This is a genomic window from Rheinheimera sp. A13L (assembly GCF_000217935.1).
In the GTDB taxonomy this organism is placed as follows: Bacteria; Pseudomonadota; Gammaproteobacteria; order Enterobacterales; family Alteromonadaceae; genus Pararheinheimera.
The window spans coordinates 1-16,597 of record NZ_AFHI01000071.1; the positions used below are offsets into that span (position 1 = coordinate 1).

General features: G+C 46.1%; 15 protein-coding genes. 5 read left to right on the plus strand and 10 right to left on the minus strand.

Features of this window, described 5'->3' with window-relative positions; genetic code table 11:
• Positions 1-371: 371 nt before the first annotated feature.
• Positions 372-1,988 carry a response regulator gene (locus RHEIN_RS18815; RefSeq protein ID WP_008900569.1) on the plus strand — a complete coding sequence of 539 codons (1,617 nt, stop codon included), beginning with the start codon at positions 372-374 and terminating at the stop codon, positions 1,986-1,988.
• Here RHEIN_RS18815 and RHEIN_RS18820 read toward each other — a convergent pair.
• The 4 genes from RHEIN_RS18820 to RHEIN_RS18835 all read right to left on the minus strand — a co-directional run bounded on the left by RHEIN_RS18820 (position 1,981) and on the right by RHEIN_RS18835 (position 8,836).
• A complete protein-coding gene (locus RHEIN_RS18820) occupies positions 1,981-2,454 on the minus strand; it encodes a DUF2919 family protein (protein ID WP_008900570.1) in 474 nt (157 codons plus the stop codon). The two genes, RHEIN_RS18815 and RHEIN_RS18820, sit on opposite strands and share 8 nt — an antisense overlap.
• Before the next feature lies 1 nt (position 2,455).
• Positions 2,456-4,486, minus strand: coding sequence for an NAD-dependent DNA ligase LigA (gene ligA, locus RHEIN_RS18825; protein WP_008900571.1), 2,031 nt, complete (start codon positions 4,484-4,486; stop codon positions 2,456-2,458).
• A gap of 89 nt (positions 4,487-4,575) precedes the next feature.
• Positions 4,576-5,415, minus strand: a complete 840-nt coding sequence (zipA, locus tag RHEIN_RS18830) for a cell division protein ZipA (protein WP_008900572.1) — start codon at positions 5,413-5,415, stop codon at positions 4,576-4,578.
• Between the two features lie 19 nt (positions 5,416-5,434).
• Positions 5,435-8,836, minus strand: a complete 3,402-nt coding sequence (locus RHEIN_RS18835) for a chromosome segregation SMC family protein (RefSeq protein ID WP_008900573.1) — start codon at positions 8,834-8,836, stop codon at positions 5,435-5,437.
• 178 nt (positions 8,837-9,014) lie between these two features.
• Between RHEIN_RS18835 and cysZ the strand changes: the two genes are divergently transcribed.
• Positions 9,015-9,731, plus strand: a complete 717-nt coding sequence (cysZ, locus tag RHEIN_RS18840) for a sulfate transporter CysZ (RefSeq protein ID WP_008900574.1) — start codon at positions 9,015-9,017, stop codon at positions 9,729-9,731.
• 183 nt (positions 9,732-9,914) lie between these two features.
• On the opposite strand, the gene RHEIN_RS18845 is transcribed toward cysZ, so the two are convergent.
• The 5 genes from RHEIN_RS18845 to RHEIN_RS18865 form a co-directional block, all read right to left on the minus strand.
• Positions 9,915-10,520 (minus strand): mechanosensitive ion channel domain-containing protein, encoded by a 606-nt coding sequence (locus tag RHEIN_RS18845; protein ID WP_237704464.1) that lies wholly within the window; start codon positions 10,518-10,520, stop codon positions 9,915-9,917.
• A gap of 64 nt (positions 10,521-10,584) precedes the next feature.
• On the minus strand, positions 10,585-11,082 hold the full coding sequence (locus RHEIN_RS18850; protein ID WP_008900576.1) for a YcgN family cysteine cluster protein: 498 nt from the start codon (positions 11,080-11,082) through the stop codon (positions 10,585-10,587).
• Positions 11,083-11,095: 13 nt separating this feature from the next.
• Complete coding sequence (locus RHEIN_RS18855; RefSeq protein WP_008900577.1) at positions 11,096-11,758, minus strand: fumarylacetoacetate hydrolase family protein; 663 nt, start codon at positions 11,756-11,758, stop codon at positions 11,096-11,098.
• A gap of 2 nt (positions 11,759-11,760) precedes the next feature.
• On the minus strand, positions 11,761-12,909 hold the full coding sequence (locus tag RHEIN_RS18860; protein WP_008900578.1) for a lytic murein transglycosylase: 1,149 nt from the start codon (positions 12,907-12,909) through the stop codon (positions 11,761-11,763).
• A gap of 3 nt (positions 12,910-12,912) precedes the next feature.
• Positions 12,913-13,191: a YcgL domain-containing protein gene (locus RHEIN_RS18865; RefSeq protein ID WP_008900579.1), complete on the minus strand. Its 279-nt coding sequence runs from the start codon at positions 13,189-13,191 to the stop codon at positions 12,913-12,915.
• A 141-nt stretch (positions 13,192-13,332) separates the two neighbouring features.
• On the opposite strand from RHEIN_RS18865, the gene minC reads away from it, so the two are divergent.
• The 3 genes from minC to minE are packed head-to-tail and all read left to right on the plus strand — an operon-like array spanning position 13,333 to position 15,121.
• The gene (minC, locus tag RHEIN_RS18870) at positions 13,333-14,034 is read left to right on the plus strand and encodes a septum site-determining protein MinC (protein ID WP_008900580.1); all 702 of its coding nucleotides are present in this window, start codon (positions 13,333-13,335) and stop codon (positions 14,032-14,034) included.
• Between the two features lie 12 nt (positions 14,035-14,046).
• On the plus strand, positions 14,047-14,856 hold the full coding sequence (gene minD, locus RHEIN_RS18875) for a septum site-determining protein MinD (RefSeq protein WP_008900581.1): 810 nt from the start codon (positions 14,047-14,049) through the stop codon (positions 14,854-14,856).
• 4 nt (positions 14,857-14,860) lie between these two features.
• On the plus strand, positions 14,861-15,121 hold the full coding sequence (minE, locus tag RHEIN_RS18880; RefSeq protein WP_008900582.1) for a cell division topological specificity factor MinE: 261 nt from the start codon (positions 14,861-14,863) through the stop codon (positions 15,119-15,121).
• Positions 15,122-15,165: 44 nt separating this feature from the next.
• On the opposite strand, the gene RHEIN_RS18885 is transcribed toward minE, so the two are convergent.
• Positions 15,166-16,536 carry a DUF4397 domain-containing protein gene (locus tag RHEIN_RS18885; protein ID WP_008900583.1) on the minus strand — a complete coding sequence of 457 codons (1,371 nt, stop codon included), beginning with the start codon at positions 16,534-16,536 and terminating at the stop codon, positions 15,166-15,168.
• Positions 16,537-16,597: the final 61 nt, after the last annotated feature.

Consider the following 16,597-nt stretch of genomic DNA (forward strand, 5'->3'; position numbering starts at 1 on the left):
AATTTCTTCGATAAAAAAGCATCGCACTCTTTACACAAGCCAAGACTCGCTAATTTGATCCCAGTAGCATTCACCATCCCCCTTTAAAGAAAAGCATCGCCACTCTTCACAAAGAATAGGCTCGATGGTTCGATCCCAGTAGCATCCACCACTTCTTGGATAAACCCGCCGCTCCTTCTTTAGAACACCAAAATCCCTAACCTATTGTTTCGTATCACCTTGAATATTATATTTTTACCATTTTTTCACTTATTTATGATTTTCCTAAATCAGAAAAATACTACCTGTTGAATTCATTTAAAAATAGTGGAGCTTTTTACATATTTAATGGCTATATTTGATAGAAATGATAATAGGTGTCTGATGCATTTATGGCAGTAAAACTTAATAAGGACATCCAGATACTGGTTGTAGATGAACAACCTTTAACTCAGAATTATCTGCGCTATGCGCTGGAAACTCTGGGCTACTCCAGTTTCCACTATGCAGAAAACTCTGCTGTTGCTTTGACTTTGTGTCAGGACAAAGCTTTTGATTTAATCATTTGCTCCTTTAATTTAAATGGCAAAGATGGCTATCAGCTGTATCAGGAACTCAAAGCCCGCAATTTATTCCGCCACAGCACTGGCTTTATTTTTATCAGCGCTGAGACAGACCCCAGTCTGGTGCACAGCGTTTTAGAGTTGCAGCCTGATGAATTTATGGTGAAACCTTACGCCATTAAAGATTTAAAATCCCGTATTGACCGCACTGTGCAACGCAAGAACTTATTCCGCCCTCTGTATAGCCTTATGGATCAGAAAAAAACCGAGCCAGCCCTGAAGTTATTGGATCAATGGTTGGAACAGGGTTATCAGAGCAAATACAACCTGATGCTGCTTAAAATCAAAGGCGAGATACTGCAGCAAGCAGGCCGCTGGACTGAAGCTGAGCAGTTTTATAGCGGCATGGTGCACAATGAAAATTCACAGTGGGCAAAACTGGGGCTGGCACGTTGCTTAATTCAGCGTGAGCGTTACTCTGAAGCCACTGCCTTGCTGCAGCCTCTGCTGCATAAAGCAGACATGAAACTGGCTGCTTTGGATTTACTGGCCGACATTCATCTGCGCCAGCAAATGTATAAAAAGGCTCAGTCTGAACTACTGCAAGCTGCAGATATGGCGCCTCGCAATTTATTGCGCCAGCAAAAGCTGATGCACTTATCGCGTTTAACCCACGATTATGAACATCAGTTTAAAGCCGCTAAAGACTTACTACGTTTTGCCCGTTTTTCTGTGTATGAACAACCGGATCTGTATCTGAATCTGGCGCGTGCTTCCATCGATTATGCTTTAAGTGTGAATGAAGAAGAGCAAACCAGCCGGCTGTCTAAAATGGCGAATGACACCTTAACCAATATGCGGCAGTTGTTTCCTGAGCAGCATAAAGAAGAGCAGCAAGTGGTGGTTCAGGCGCGAATTTATTATTTAAAAGATCAGATAGAAAAAGCCAAACAGCTGTTATTGGCTTTGGAAAAAAGCCCTGTGACTCAGGGGCCTGAAGATATTCTGGATAAAGCCAAAGCTTTGCATGAAGTAGGCTTGATCAGCAGCTCCCGTGAGCTGTTACGCCAATTGACACAAGATGCCAAGCAGCTGAAAAATGCCGACCCTGTGTTTATTACCTACCTGCAACAAGAGCAGCAGGAGCGTGAGAGCTTACCTATGGGTCCACGCGAGTTTAACAACAACGCCGTACAACTTTATGAAAAAGGCCTGTGGCAGCAGGCTCTGACGGCCTTTATTCAGGCTTTTCGTATTATGCCGGGCAATGTGGGTATAGCGCTTAACTTGCTACAATCGCTGCGTTCAACAGACAACATCGACCCTTCGATTCAAACCGAACAATTGCGTCTGCAATGCGAAGTGATGCTGTCCAAAGCCAAATTAAATGAAGAACAGCAAAAACGCTGGCAACAGTTACAAAGCCAGCAGAAAATTGCTATTTAACCTTCTTAGTCTCAGGCCATTCTTTACTGATAAGCTTCAATTGTTCACTGCTGTACAGCCACATAATGCTGGAGAGCAAGAACATAGGTACCGCCAGCATCTGAGGGGATTTCAGAATCATATAGTTTGGCCAGTTGCTGACGGTATGTACTAAATCAGCGCAAGCCACCATCAGCATGATCCAACGACCATATTGCCAAATTTTGAACCAGGCGTTGTGGCTTTTTTCTTTACGCTGACTCAAAGCCATCACCACCAGTAACAAAGGACAAGCAATAAGACAGGCTGTGGCAAAATCATTGGTTTTTGGATAAATGGCCGCCAAAAATCTGTCACCTCCTTCCGGCATAGTCAGCGCTATGATCCAGACAATAAAAGGTCGCATTAGCAGCAGCAAAACGGCGTAAAAACGCAGAGGAATACGCAGCAAACCGTTTTTATCTAATAAAGGATAAAACTCTGACATATTAATTCAGCTCATGTTGTTGAAACAAATCTAACATTTGTTGTTCAGTCCAGACCGGCACGGACAGCTCAGTAGCCTTAGCAAGTTTGGAGCCAGCATTATCCCCAGCTATGACTGCATAGGTTTTAGCTGAGACAGAACCCGATACTTTAGCCCCTAAACGCTGAAGTTTCTCTTTGGCATCATCCCGCCCCATGCTGGTTAAGGTGCCGGTTAACACCACAGTTAAACCCGCTAAAGGTTGTTCACCTTGTTGCTGTTTTTCAATCACAGGCCAATGAATACCAGCGTCAATCAATTGCTGGATCACAGCCGCGTTGTGCTCTTCTGCCATAAAGTGCAGAATATTGTCTGCGACAACAGTACCCACATCCTGCACTTCCAACAGCTGTTCCAGGCTGGCTTTTTGCACAGCATCCAAAGCGGCAAAATGGCTGGCTAAATTAAGGGCTGTGGCTTCGCCAACTTCCCGAATGCCTAAAGAATAAATAAAACGCGGCAAGGTGGTTTGTTTAGAGTCAGCTATGGATTTCAACAACTTAAGTGCCAGTTTTTCGCCCATACGCTCAAGGCCTACTAAAGCCGGCATATCCAGGCGGAAAATATCAGCTGGTGTTTTCACCAGTTGCTGATCCACTAATTGCTCAATGATCTTGTCACCCAGGCCTTCAATATCCATGGCTTTACGCGAAACAAAATGCTTGAGCGCTTCTTTTCGCTGCGCCGCACAAAATAAACCTCCTGTACAGCGCGCTACGGCTTCGCCTTCCACCCGCTCTATGCTGGACTGGCAAACAGGACAAAGCGTCGGAAACAGGATGTCACGAGCATCCAGCGGACGTTGTTCCAGTACTACAGAAACAATCTGTGGGATCACGTCCCCAGCCCGGCGCACTATCACGGTATCGCCCACTTTGACACCCAGACGGTTAATTTCGTCCTGATTATGCAAAGTGGCATTACTGACAGTGACACCGCCCACTATGACAGGCTCTAAACGCGCAACGGGCGTAATAGAACCAGTGCGGCCGACCTGAAATTCCACATCCACTAAAGTGGTGGTTTTTTCCTGAGCCGGAAATTTAAAAGCTATAGCCCAACGTGGTGCCCGTGCAACAAAACCTAAAGCTTGCTGTTGTGCTAAATCGTCGACTTTCAGCACCACTCCATCTATTTCATAAGGTAAAGCTGAACGTTTAGTCAGAATACTCTGCTGATAATCTAAAGCGGCCTGCAAGCCTGTGACATGCCGAATTTCAGGACAAACCGGCAAACCCCAGCCTTTGAGTTGCTGCAAACGCGCATAATGGCTTTTGCTGTTGAGCTGTTGTGCCGGATCCTCCATTGCCCCCACTGCATATGCATAAAACATCAGAGGACGGCTGGCGGTGATCTTCGGGTCCAGTTGTCGTAAGCTGCCAGCAGCCGCATTACGTGGGTTGGCAAAGACTTTATCTCCTGCGGCTCTGGCTTTGTCGTTCATCGCTTCAAAACCTGCCAAAGGCATAAACACTTCACCCCGAACTTCCAGCACGGCCGGTACTTCGCCCTGCAGTTTTAATGGCACAGCCCTGATGGTTTTCACGTTACTGGTAATATCTTCACCGGTAAAACCATCACCACGGGTGGCGGCTTGCACCAGCAGGCCTTGCTCATAACGAATACTGACAGCTAAGCCATCCAGTTTAGGTTCGGCGCAAAATTCGAAGTCACGGCTCGCATCTATTCTGTCTGCCATACGTTTGTAAAAGGCGGCAAAGTCGTCGGCATCAAAAGCATTATCCAGCGACAACATAGCCACCTGATGGCTGATTTGACCAAATTTACTTAAGGGCGCTGCACCAACCCGCTGCGTAGGAGAATCAGCAGTCACCAGTTCCGGATTTTGTTGTTCTATCTGCTGAAGTTCCTGAAACAACAGGTCGTAATCAGCATCCGGTATGCTTGGATTATCCAGCACATAATACTGGTGATTATGAAAAGCCAGTTGATCTTTGAGCTGCTGCAGACGTTGTTGGATAGCTTGGTTCATTTGGTTTACTCAGGCACTTAAAGTCTAAAATCTTAAATTCTAAAATAGAGAAGCCCCGATGACGGGGCCTCTTTAATTTGATTATTGCATTAACCGTGGATCAGGCGCTGACGCTGGAACTCACGGATTTTTTCTACATAATGCCGCACTGTTTGAACTGTCAGTACTGAACGCTGACCATCCAGTACCTGACCACCAAATTCATCAGCCAGTTTTTTCGCAGCGCTGTGCATCAGGTTGAAGTTTTGTAAAGCTTCGCCAGGCCCTGGCAAGGTCATAAACAAACTTAAACCACGGGTATTCATTTTTTCCATCTCTTCTAAATCGAAGGTGCCAGGATTAAACATATTGGCCAGTGAAAATAACACTTCACCTGAGCCTGCATTGTCCTGAAACCTGTGGAAAATATTCATTTCGCCGTATTTAAAGCCAAGCGTCAGCAATGAAGGCAATAACAAGGAACCGTTAATTTCTTCGCCTTCCGGCAGCAATACATAAAGGATCAGTACTTCGTTAGCCGGAGCCTGAGCGGATTGATCTTTTTCGGCTTCGTAAGCTGCTTGTTGCTCTTCAGCTACAGCTTCAGCATAAGGCTCATCTGTGGCAGAAAAGCTGCCCATATCTAAAGATGGCTCGTTTAACTCTGGTTCACGACGTACTTTGACCGGCTCACGCAATTTATTGGCTTTTGGTGCCACTGTTGGCGCAGGTTTAGGTTGTGGCTTTTCGCCAGGTTGCAATACCCGCTTACGGCCTATACCCAGCTCATCAAAGCCATCGCCTCTGGCACCGGAGCTTGCAGAAGGGTCTACATCGTATTTACCGTTGTCTTTATTATTTTTCCTGACAGTCCACCAGCCATGTAAAGCTAAAGCACTGATACCTAATACACCCAAAACAATCAGGACTAAACGTAATTCCTCAGCCATCTCTTTTACCTTTTAGTTTTTAGGCTTGTGCCATTTTCACGGCATCTTCCACATCTACAGCCACAACTCTGGACACACCGGGTTCCTGCATAGTCACCCCCATTAATTGTGCCGCCATTTCCATGGCAATTTTATTGTGACTGATATAAATAAATTGCACAGTTTCAGACATTTCCCGTACCAGATTACAAAATCTGCCCACGTTTGCATCATCTAAAGGTGCATCAACCTCATCCAGCATGCAAAAAGGTGCCGGATTTAATCGAAAAATCGAAAACACCAATGATAAAGCGGTTAGCGCTTTTTCACCACCCGAGAGTAAGTGAATTGTGCTGTTTTTTTTCCCTGGCGGTCTCGCCATGATAGTTACACCAGTTTCTAACAGATCTTCTTCAGTTAAATCAAGATAGGCACTGCCTCCACCAAAGACTTTTGGAAATAAAGTTTGCAAGCCGTCATTCACCTGCTCAAAAGTTTCTTTAAATTTCTGCCGGGTTTCCCGGTCAATTTTACGAATCGCAGTTTCCAGTGTCTCCAGCGCTGACACTAAATCCTGATGCTGCGCATCCAGATACTGTTTGCGTTCATCCTGCTGTTCAAATTCTTCAATAGCTGCCAGGTTAATAGGGCCTAACCGACTGACAGAATCCTGTGTTTTTTCAAGCTGTTGTTGCCATTCCTGCTCATTGGCTTCAGGTGGCAGGGTTTCACTCAACTCTTTAAAGTTCACCTGCAACTCTGTTAACTGCTCCAGCATGTTGTTGGCGCGCACTCTGTAGCCTTCGGCTGACAGTTGTAAATCGGCTAATTCTTTTTGCTTTTGCGTTAATAAATGAGCAACGCCCTGATGGCCCTGTTCGGCCTGGCGCAGCTTTTCATCCAAAGAATGTAAAGCTTCGGCTTTTTGCTGCACTAAAAGTTCAACTTCAGCACGCTGTTCCAGCAATAACTGCAGGGTTTCGTGTTGCTCGCCATCGGGTTCTGACACTTCAGCCAGCTGTTCCTGCACTAATTGATGGCGCTGTTGCAGTTGTTGCTGTTGCTGCTGGCTTCGCTGTAAATTCTGCTGACTGAAACTTAACTGCTTTTGGGCACTTTGTTGTTCCAGTTGCAATTGCTGCAGTTGCTGACGTATTAAATCCTGCTGCTGCTTCAGGTACTGATGCTGCTGCTGACTCTGGTTGAGTTGTTGCTGCAATTGCCATTCTTTGGCTTTTTGGCTCTGATACTGCTCGTCCAGTGCTTCGGATTGTTGTTCCAGCTCATCAAGCTGCAAGCTTAACAACTCAAAGTCCTGCTGCTGCGTTGTCAGTTCTGAAGATGCCTGTAAACGTCTTTGCTGCTGTAATTGCTGCTGTTGTTGCAGTAATAAAATGTCGGTGCTGATTTTTTGCAGCTGATCTTTGTGTTGCTGCAGCAAAAGCTGGCTCTGCTGCCACTCTAGTTTGCTCTTTGCAAGTTCAGCATCAGATTGTTGTTCTTGTTGCTGCTGTGCCGATACCTGCTGTTCAAGCTGCCGGATCTGTTCTGTCAGCTCCAGCAATTGCTGCTGACGGGTTAAAAAATTATCCGAAGCAGCCTGGCCCGGCACAAGCTGCCAATTGCTGCCAAACCAAATACCTTCAGGACAAATCACGGATTGTTGTGGTTGTAACTGCTGTTGTTTGGTTTTGGCTTGTTCTATGTTATCGGCCAGCAAAACGCTATGAAAAGAGTCCGGATACAAACCTGCACGTATCACAGCAGCTAAAGTACCGGCTTGGGTATGCAACTGGCTGGGTGACACATAACTTTGGTCAAGACCTTGCTCTGCTGTGGCATGCTGCAATTCCCCCAAGACCAGACTCACAGCTTTGGCCCATTTAGGTTCAATCTGAAGCTGCTTTAACAACTGCTGTTGCTGCTGATTAACCTGCAACTGAATTTGGTTCAGTTTGTCCTGCTGATGTTTCAGCTGTTTCAGCTCGCTTTGTTGCACCAACTGCTGTTGTTTGCGCTCTTGCTGGCTTTGCTGCAAAGCTTGATAGTGCTGTTCAGCTTCAGTGCTTTGCTGTTGCAGTAATTCAAGTTGCTGCTGTGCTTCTTGCTGTTTGGCAAGTAATGGCTCTGTCGCTTTCGAATCGGCCACAAGATCCAGTTGTGCCAGCTCCTGTTGCAACTGATTGATGCGGTTGAGTAATTGCTGTTGCTGCTGCTGGCTGTGTTCGGTTTTCAGCTTGTTTTGTTGCTGCTGTTGCTGCAGCGCAAAAAACTGCTGCTGCCACTGCTGTAACGCATGCTGAGCGCTGGCTAACTCTTCCTGCGCCTGTTCGGCCTGTTCGGTCAGGCTTTCAAATTGCTCTTGTTTCAGTTCGCTATCCGGTGCAGCGTTTTCAAGCTGGAATTCGAGTTCAGCCAGTTGTTCCTGCTGCTGCGCCATATAGGAATCAGCTTCCTGCAAAGTCAGCTGTAATGAACGCAACTCATCCGTCAGGCTTTGACGGCGTTGACGTTGATGCAGTTGCTGCTGCTCTAAGCGGGTGATTTGATTGCCGACCTGATAATACTGCTGCTGCACTTGTTGCTGTTCAGTGCGTAAATCCTGCTGCTGTTCTTTCAGTTGCAGCACCAGCAATTGATCGCCAGACTGAGCAGCCTGAAACTGTTCTATTTCGGTCAGTTTGTGCTGAATATCCAGTTCTGTTTTTTGCAGCAGGCCGTGAAAGTGTAACCATTTTACACAGGCCAGTTCGGCCTTGAGCTTACGCTCCTGTGCTTTGAGTTCTTTAAAACGTGCCGCAGCTGCCGCCTGACGTTTGAGTTTATCCAGGTTTTTGCCCAGCTCTTCACGCACGTCGGATAAACGGTCCAGGTTTTCTCGGGTATGTTTAATGCGGTTTTCGGTTTCGCGCCGCCGTTCTTTGTATTTGGAAATACCGGCCGCTTCTTCGATAAAAATACGTAAGTCGGCTGGCTTGGATTCAATCAGCCGCGAAATCATGCCTTGTTCGATAATGGCGTAACTGCGTGGGCCTAAGCCTGTGCCAAGGAAGATATCTGTGATATCACGGCGGCGGCATTTAGTGCCATTGAGGAAATAATTCGACTGGCCATCCCGCGTGACTAAACGTTTGATGGATATTTCGCTGCGATCAGCAAGCGTGCCTTGCAAACGGCCTTGAGTGTTTTCGAACATCAGTTCAACAGAAGCCTGGGACACAGGTTTACGCTGCGTGGAGCCGTTAAAAATAACGTCTGTCATCGCATCGCCACGCAGATTCTTCGCCGAGCTTTCGCCCAGCACCCAGCGTACAGCGTCAATCACATTGGATTTACCACAGCCGTTTGGCCCCACTACAGCAGTCATCTGAGCAGGAAAAGCCACCTGGGTAGGATCAACGAAGGATTTAAAACCCGCTAATTTAATTTGCTTAAGACGCATCTGTCCCTGAACAATAAGGCCGAGGTTTTGTTAACAAAAGTGAATGTAACAGAACAGCAGGGCCGCTGTCACTGTCGCTTTGTGTCAAGTGACTGAAAAAGTTGCTTACGGATTTTATCTTGCGGCTCAATCAGATGGCTTATATGCTCAGCCCATTCGCGGTAAAGGAGCTGGATCTATGCATTATCTGATGAAGGGCCTGGATTTAATCAGGGTCAAAGGCTTAAAACGTTATGTGGTAGTGCCACTTTGCATCAATTTAGTGCTGTTTGCTTTGGCTTTTGGTTATTTATTCAGCCAGTTAGGTGGCTGGGTTGAACAGGTGGTTGCAACCTTACCGGACTGGCTGAGTTTTATCGGTTTTTTAGTCTGGCCGCTGGCGTTGTTTTCTATTGTGATGGGTTTGGCCTTAACCTTTACCATGGTCGCCAACTTTATTGCAGCACCTTTTAATGCCTTACTGGCAGAAAAAACCGAACTGTATTTAACAGGCCAACCCTTGCCGGATCAGGGCTTAGCCTCCTTTTTAAAAGATGTACCCCGTATGCTGGGTCGTGAATGGCAAAAGTTTGTTTATTGCCTGCCCCGCGCTATTGGCTTTTTACTGCTGTTTTTTATCCTGCCGGGCATAGGCCAGTTGTTATGGTTTTTATTCTGTAGCTGGATGCTGGCTATTCAGTACTGTGACTATCCATTTGATAACCACAAAGTACCTTTTGATACCATGCGCAAAGCTTTAAAACTGCAGTGGAAGCACAGTTATGCCTTTGGCATCACAGTGTACGTATTGAGCTTAGTACCGCTGATTAACTTATTGATTATGCCGGTGGCAGTTTGTGGCGCCACAGCCATGTGGGTAGATAAGTTCCGCGAAGCCTTGCGCTTACCAGACTAACCCCTTCGTACTTGAAGCCGCAGCTTTGTTGACCTCACGCCCTCGCCCCTGTCACATAGGTAAACTATGCTCCTGGGGTCTCACGCCCTTGTCGCCTCCCTGCAACTCCAATTAATTTGGGTTTAAGCAAAACCAGATATGAAAAAGGGCCGAAAAGGCCCTTTTTTAATGATGCTCCGCAAGTTACCTATGGTCCGGGAATTTACGCCGCCATCTGTTCACTGTTTTATTTTTATCTGCTCTGAACTGGTGTTGCACTATGACAGGACGGGACACAATCAGATTATTGGGATAAACAATTTGCTCGTTATTTTTAGTCAGCAATACAGTGCTGAATAAATTAATTTCCACCACTTTGCCTTCAACATGGTTAGCCCCGTCAAGAATTTTCACTTCAGCGCCAGGCGCAAAGTTACGCTGGCCTAACATGATAAAAAAGGCGGTGATGTTGCTCAACAGCGACCAGGCCGCAAATAAAGCCACACCTATAACCGCAATCATCGAGGATGCAAGAACCAGCAAGCCTTTGATGTCGATCCCCCAGATCACACTCAGGATCACGACTAACAATAAAAACAGCAGTATATGAAACACCACCAAAGCGCGGCGGTTCATTTCATCTTTTAATACACTGGCCGCTATAGTGCGGTATAAAAATGGCGCTATTCTGCGGCTCAAAATAATGTAGATCAGGATGACAACAGCAGTGATCACCATCTGCACTATGGCCGGGCTAAAACTGGCCATTAACTCTTTAAAATGATGCAAAATTTGCATGGCTTCTTGCACAACCACCACCCTTGATCAAAAAACGCTATTTTTCCTTGTTGAGCTGAACAGATACTGAAAATGGCTAATCCAGATCGTTAATAGCCCAGGTCACAATATAGTCTTCAAATTTTTCCATATCGACCAGATCTTCAGAAATGGTTTTATTGCGAACCGACATCTGTTTTTTATGCATCAGACTTTTTTTACCGTTGTTCAACAGCGGATGCCAGGATGGCAAACCACGGCCTTCATGCAAACGACGATAGCTGCAGCTGTTTGGCATAAAAAAGATGTCTTTTAAATTATCCTGTGTCAGCTTCACACAATCAGGCACCAGCACTGTACGTTTCTCATACACAGTACAGGCACATTTGTGACTGTCCAGATAACGGCAGGCGATATTGGTAAAATGGATTTGTTCGTCTGGCTTGATGAAGTCTGTTGGGCCTTCAGCTTCTTCGTCTTCATCATCAATAAATTTATTCAGACAACATTTTGCACAGCCATCACAGACAGCTTCCCACTCTTCTATTGTCATTTGTTCCAGGCTTTTTGTTTCCCAGAATTTTGCTGTTAACACTTCAACCTCTCTGTCAGCGCACTGACGTCTTAATATGTAGCTTGTTAGCTAAAGCTAATTCTAACTGATCACCAGTGTTTAGCGGCCCCACACCAGCAGGTGTGCCAGTCAGCACCAAATCACCTGGTAACAAGGTGAAAAACTGCGACATCTCACTGATGATTTGAGTCACAGAACGGATCATCAGGCGGGTATCGCCTTGCTGACGAAGCTCACCATTGACCTTCAGGCTAAACTGCAACTGCTGTGCATCACCCAGTTCATCAGCAGCAACAAAAGCCGAAACAGGACAAGCGCCATCAAAACCTTTGGCGATTTCCCAGGGGCGTCCCAGCTCTTTTAACTTCTTTTGCTGCTCTCTTAAGGTTAAATCCAGTGCCAAGCCATAACCCCACACCGCATCCAGCACTTGATCTGCTGTTACTTTAGTTAAAGGCGCTTTAATCAGTACAGCCAGCTCTGTTTCATTATGCACAGCACCTAAGTGATGTGGGATAGGAAAAGGCTGATTGATATCAACTACAGCTGTGTTGGGTTTAATAAAAAACAACGCCTCTGGTGCTGTTTTGCTGTTCATCTCAGCAATATGGTCCTGATAATTCTGACCTATACACAGCACTTTTCCTGAGGGCAAATCAATAAGATTGCCTTGTTGATCTTTATGCTGATAACTCATGCTTAATCCTCAGCCACTATTAAATCGGCCAGATAACCTACACTGGTGACAAAATAATAAGATCGGTTCCAGTGCATCAGCGTTTGATAGTTGCTGTACGCCAGATAAACCCGGCCCTTTTTGTCATCCGGCATCACTAAGGCAGCTTTTAAATCACGCGCCGGTAATGCTTTGCCTTCCGTAGTGCGAACCCCTAAAGTTTGCCATGCCGCCAAAGAACGCTCTGACTTAGCCCACCATTCTAACCACTGAGTTCTGTCTTTGCTGCCGGTTGGGATCACATAGGAGAAATCAAAGTTTTTGGGTACTTTTACTTCCCTGCCCCAGGTTTGGCTATTATCCCAACCCCGTGTTTTTAAGTAATTGGCAATAGAAGCAAAAGCGTCGGTACGGCTTTGCCAGATATTGATCAGACCATCACCGTCGCCATCCTGAGCATAGGACATAAAAGCACTGGGCATAAACTGACTTTGGCCCATAGCTCCTGCCCATGAGCCTTTCATATCGGCTAATTTGACATGGCCTTGCTGAAGAATATCCAGAGCCAGAAAAAACTCTGATTTAAAAAAAGTTTCACGGCGACCGTCATACGCCATAGTGGCTAAAGCCGAAGGCACTGAATAGTTGCCCATAATTTTGCCAAAGCTGCTTTCCAGTCCCCACAAAGCGACGATGAAACGTGGTTGCACACCATATTTCTGGCCTATAGTTTCCAGCTCTTTCTGATGTTCTTTGTAGTATTTGCGAGCCAGCGCTATACGTTGTTTACTGATACGTTTAGGCAAATAAGTATCTAAAGTTTCAGTAAATTCAGGCTGTTTTTTATCAGCGACCACAGCCGACTGGTAATGTTTTAAACTGGCAAAAACCTCGTCGACTAAAGCTTTGGAATAGCCTTTTTCTAAAGCTTCCTGTTTTAAAGAAGCTACATAACTTTCAAAACTGCCTTTGGTAGCTGCCCCCTGAGCAGGCACAGCTGCAACTGCAGTAGCTGCTTTAGCCTGGGACTGCACTGGTGTTGCAGTTGCTGTGGTGGCAGCAGGTTGTGTCTTTACGACTTCAGCTGTAGTCTGAGCTTTGCCAGATACAGTAGTGGTGCAAGCCAATAATAAGCTGCTGGCGACTATAACTGCAATTTGAGTGAACTTCATCTACTACTCCTTGTTTTGCTGGCTCTCTTTATGCGCTTTGAGTAAATCTTCCGGCGGCGGAGGTAATTGCAAATAAAAGCCCTGATCCGTCAGCTGTTGTCTGACTTTATCGATATCGGCATGGGCTAGTTTGCTTTTGGTCGCCAGATTAATCAGCGTGACCAGCATAGGTTTACCAAAGGTTTTAAGTAAGGCTTCAGGTACAGCGCTAAAGTCGTCACGGCGCAATACGTATAAATAGGTTTGGTCCAGCTTCGGACTTTTATAAACAACACATAACATAGGACAAAAACTACTCTGACTAACTTGCCTAACAGGGGCGCAAACTATAACATGAAGCACCAGCCAAGCGTACCAAGCGAATAAAGGCTGACACGAATTTTTGCCGTCATTAAACAAATAAAAAAGTGCGCATTTTGAGCTATGTCTGATCATTCCTTTGAATTAAAAGGCAGTTTGTTTCCACTGTCTGTGTTGTATTGTCAGGACCTGTCTGCTGCTGCTGTAAAAACTCAGCTGCAACAAAAACTGGCCCAAGCTCCTGCCTTTTTCTACCGCGCACCTGTGGTGATTAATGTCGAGTCTGCTACTCAAGCCCCTGATTTTGAAGCTATTGCTGAAGTATTCAAAGAGCTTGAGTTGGTATTAGTGGGTGTATGTGGTGCTTCAGCTGAACTTAAAAAAGCAGCTCAGGCTGCTGGCTTAGCTGCTCTGCAGCTGAGTAAAAGTAAAACACCGGCTAAAGAAACTAAAGAACCAGAAACCAAAACTGAAGCTGTTGTTGCAGCTGCTGTGATGGAAACCAAAGTGGTGGAGCAGAATATTCGCTCTGGCCAGCAAATTTATGCCAAAGGTGCTGATTTAGTGATCCGTGGTACTGTAGGTGCCGGGGCTGAAGTGATTGCCGATGGAAATATACATATTTACGGTACGCTGCGTGGTAAAGCCATAGCGGGCGCAGCCGGAGATAATCAAAAACGCGTGTTTTGTCACAAGCTGGAAGCTGAACTGATCTCCATAGCCGGAAGTTACTGGCTCAGTGACAGTCTGCAAGGCGAATATTGGGGTAAGTCGGCTTGCATTGGGTTGCAGGACGATAAGTTGGTTTTAGCAGATTTGCTTTAAGGATATTTTGCGATGGCAAAAATCATTGTTGTTACATCAGGTAAAGGTGGCGTAGGCAAAACTACGTCAAGCGCTGCTATTGGTACAGGCATCGCCATGCGCGGTTTTAAAACCGTCATTATCGATTTCGATATAGGTTTAAGAAACCTCGATTTAATCATGGGCTGCGAGCGTCGTGTTGTATACGACTTCGTGAATGTGATTAACGGTGAAGCGAATTTAAAACAGGCGATGATCAAAGATAAACGTATCGACACCCTGTTTATTCTGCCTGCCTCACAAACCCGTGATAAAGATGCACTGAGTAAGGAAGGCGTAGAACGCATTCTGAATGAGCTGGCACAGGAATTTGATTACATCATCTGTGACTCTCCGGCCGGTATTGAATCTGGCGCTATGATGGCGTTGTATTTCGCCGACGAAGCTGTGGTTGTGACTAACCCTGAAGTCTCTTCAGTGCGTGACTCAGACCGTATTTTAGGCATGCTGAGCAGCAAGTCACGTCGCGCCGAGCAAGGCTTACCAGGCATTAAAGAACACTTGTTGTTAACCCGCTACAACCCTGAGCGTGTTGTTAAAGGTGAAATGCTGAGTGTGGAAGACGTGGGCGAAATTCTGGCGATTAAACTGCTGGGCGTGATCCCTGAATCTCAGGCCGTGTTAAATGCATCGAACTCAGGTCAGCCTGTTATTCTGGATCAGGACAGTGATGCTGGCCAGGCCTATTTAGATACGGTCGCCCGCTTGCTTGGCGAAGAAGTGCCTTTCCGTTTCCTGAACGTGGAGAAAAAAGGCTTGCTGAAACGTATATTTGGAGGCTAAGCGAATGTCGTTATTGGATTATTTCCGTTCAACGAAAAAAAATACAGCTTCAACTGCCAAAGAGCGGTTACAGATCATCGTTGCCCATGAACGCAACAGACGCAACAGTCCGGATTATTTACCGCAGCTGGAACGCGATATTCTGGCCGTGATCCGCAAGTATGTGGATATTGCTGACGATCAGGTTTCGGTATCACTGGAAAAGAGCTCGGATGAACTCTCTGTGCTGGAATTAAACGTCACTTTCCCTGACGATAAGAAGTAATAACGAAAGCAGGCAGAGTCAGAAACTCTGCCTGTATTCTTTTACTACTGGTTATTAAAGTTATCCATCAGGATCAATCCCAGATCCGCTGTTAAACCTTCACCATCCCGCGCCACCGCTGTGTAAATAGCATTTGCATCTAATGTCACGGCAACAGGACCTATGGCTGCTGTTTTGCTGCCTGTTGGTGTCACTGTGACAAAATAATCTCCTGCTGCGACTTGAATGTAACCCGAATCTGCTTTAAAAGGCACATTACTCAGTGCTGCTGTAGCCGCAGAAATATCTGAATTTGCCGTCAGATAAACATCAACCGGACCTGCCAAACTTGAGCCGTGGATCACGCGAATTTGTGCCGCTGTGGCGATACGACGTGGATTATCCATCACCACTAAAGGTTCGATACTGCCTTCTGTCAACGAACCTACAGCATGCACTGTGTAATACACGCCGGCTTCCAGTTCCAGATCGGCGTCAATCACCACCACTGAGTTATCAGCATCTGCCGCCACTTTTACATTGTAAGTGTCAGGTGCAAGTTCTGCGTAATCGGTAAAATCCGGGAAAGCTAAAGCGTCAATAGCTTCGGTGTCATTGACTAATACATCCACAGCTGGTGCATCAGATACATCATGCACCACACGTACTGCAGAGACTGAGCCTGTGTCCAGCAGCTCAAGGCTGGTGTCTGTGCCCTGCACCAAAGCTAACAGAGAGACAGGTGAAGGTCCGGCAAAGCGGCTGTCTAAAGCCGCAATAGTTAAGTCAGTACCTGAAGCCAAAGCCACAGAGCCTGAATCGTAAACCACAGTGGTTAAGTTGCCAGCAGGAGTAATACGTACTCTGTAATCCCCTGCCGGTACTGTGACATCACCTGTTGCGTCACTGAACTCAAGAGTTGCAGCTACAGTGCCTGCAGAAAGCACGTCAGCAGGAGCAGTTAAATGCACATCGACTGTTGGAGCAGATGCAGCTGCATGCACTACGCGAAGGCGCACATTGCCACTACTTACCGCTGTTTGGGGGAAATTAACGACCAAAGGTTCAATACTGCTGTCCGCAGCTTTACCCGCAGCAAAAATTACATAATCTGTTGCCTGACCAAGTGAAAGGCTTGTTGCAGGGATCACTGTTGCCAGAGTACCGTCAGGCAGTTTTGCATCAACAGAAGTGCTGAAATTGCCTGCGGCTAAAGAGAGTGGTCCAGCAGCCTTGCCAAAGGCTAGATTTGCTATCGCCACATTACCGTTTGCGTTTATAGCAACATCAGGAGCATCTGACACAGCGTGAACAACTTTAATAGTAGCGTTTACAGGAGGCGGCACCACGATTTCTGGTGCCGGGTCTGAATCATTACATCCGCCGACAGCCAGAAGTGCAATAGCTAAAGCAGCTAGTTTATTAATCCATTTCATTGTATTTACCCTTTTGATTGTTGATGTAGCAAAAGAGTTACGACATGTTTTTTTGACAGGA

What these genes read in the sequence shown, in the direction of transcription:
- RHEIN_RS18815 (WP_008900569.1), top strand. Translation starts at nt 372, where the DNA reads ATGGCAGTAAAACTTAATAAGGACATCCAGATACTGGTTGTAGATGAA.
- minD (WP_008900581.1), top strand. Translation starts at nt 14,047, where the DNA reads ATGGCAAAAATCATTGTTGTTACATCAGGTAAAGGTGGCGTAGGCAAA.
- ligA (WP_008900571.1), bottom strand. Translation starts at nt 4,486, where the DNA reads ATGAACCAAGCTATCCAACAACGTCTGCAGCAGCTCAAAGATCAACTG.
- RHEIN_RS18855 (WP_008900577.1), bottom strand. Translation starts at nt 11,758, where the DNA reads ATGAGTTATCAGCATAAAGATCAACAAGGCAATCTTATTGATTTGCCC.
- minC (WP_008900580.1), top strand. Translation starts at nt 13,333, where the DNA reads ATGTCTGATCATTCCTTTGAATTAAAAGGCAGTTTGTTTCCACTGTCT.
- RHEIN_RS18820 (WP_008900570.1), bottom strand. Translation starts at nt 2,454, where the DNA reads ATGTCAGAGTTTTATCCTTTATTAGATAAAAACGGTTTGCTGCGTATT.
- RHEIN_RS18885 (WP_008900583.1), bottom strand. Translation starts at nt 16,536, where the DNA reads ATGAAATGGATTAATAAACTAGCTGCTTTAGCTATTGCACTTCTGGCT.
- zipA (WP_008900572.1), bottom strand. Translation starts at nt 5,415, where the DNA reads ATGGCTGAGGAATTACGTTTAGTCCTGATTGTTTTGGGTGTATTAGGT.
- cysZ (WP_008900574.1), top strand. Translation starts at nt 9,015, where the DNA reads ATGCATTATCTGATGAAGGGCCTGGATTTAATCAGGGTCAAAGGCTTA.
- RHEIN_RS18860 (WP_008900578.1), bottom strand. Translation starts at nt 12,909, where the DNA reads ATGAAGTTCACTCAAATTGCAGTTATAGTCGCCAGCAGCTTATTATTG.
- RHEIN_RS18865 (WP_008900579.1), bottom strand. Translation starts at nt 13,191, where the DNA reads ATGTTATGTGTTGTTTATAAAAGTCCGAAGCTGGACCAAACCTATTTA.
- minE (WP_008900582.1), top strand. Translation starts at nt 14,861, where the DNA reads ATGTCGTTATTGGATTATTTCCGTTCAACGAAAAAAAATACAGCTTCA.
- RHEIN_RS18835 (WP_008900573.1), bottom strand. Translation starts at nt 8,836, where the DNA reads ATGCGTCTTAAGCAAATTAAATTAGCGGGTTTTAAATCCTTCGTTGAT.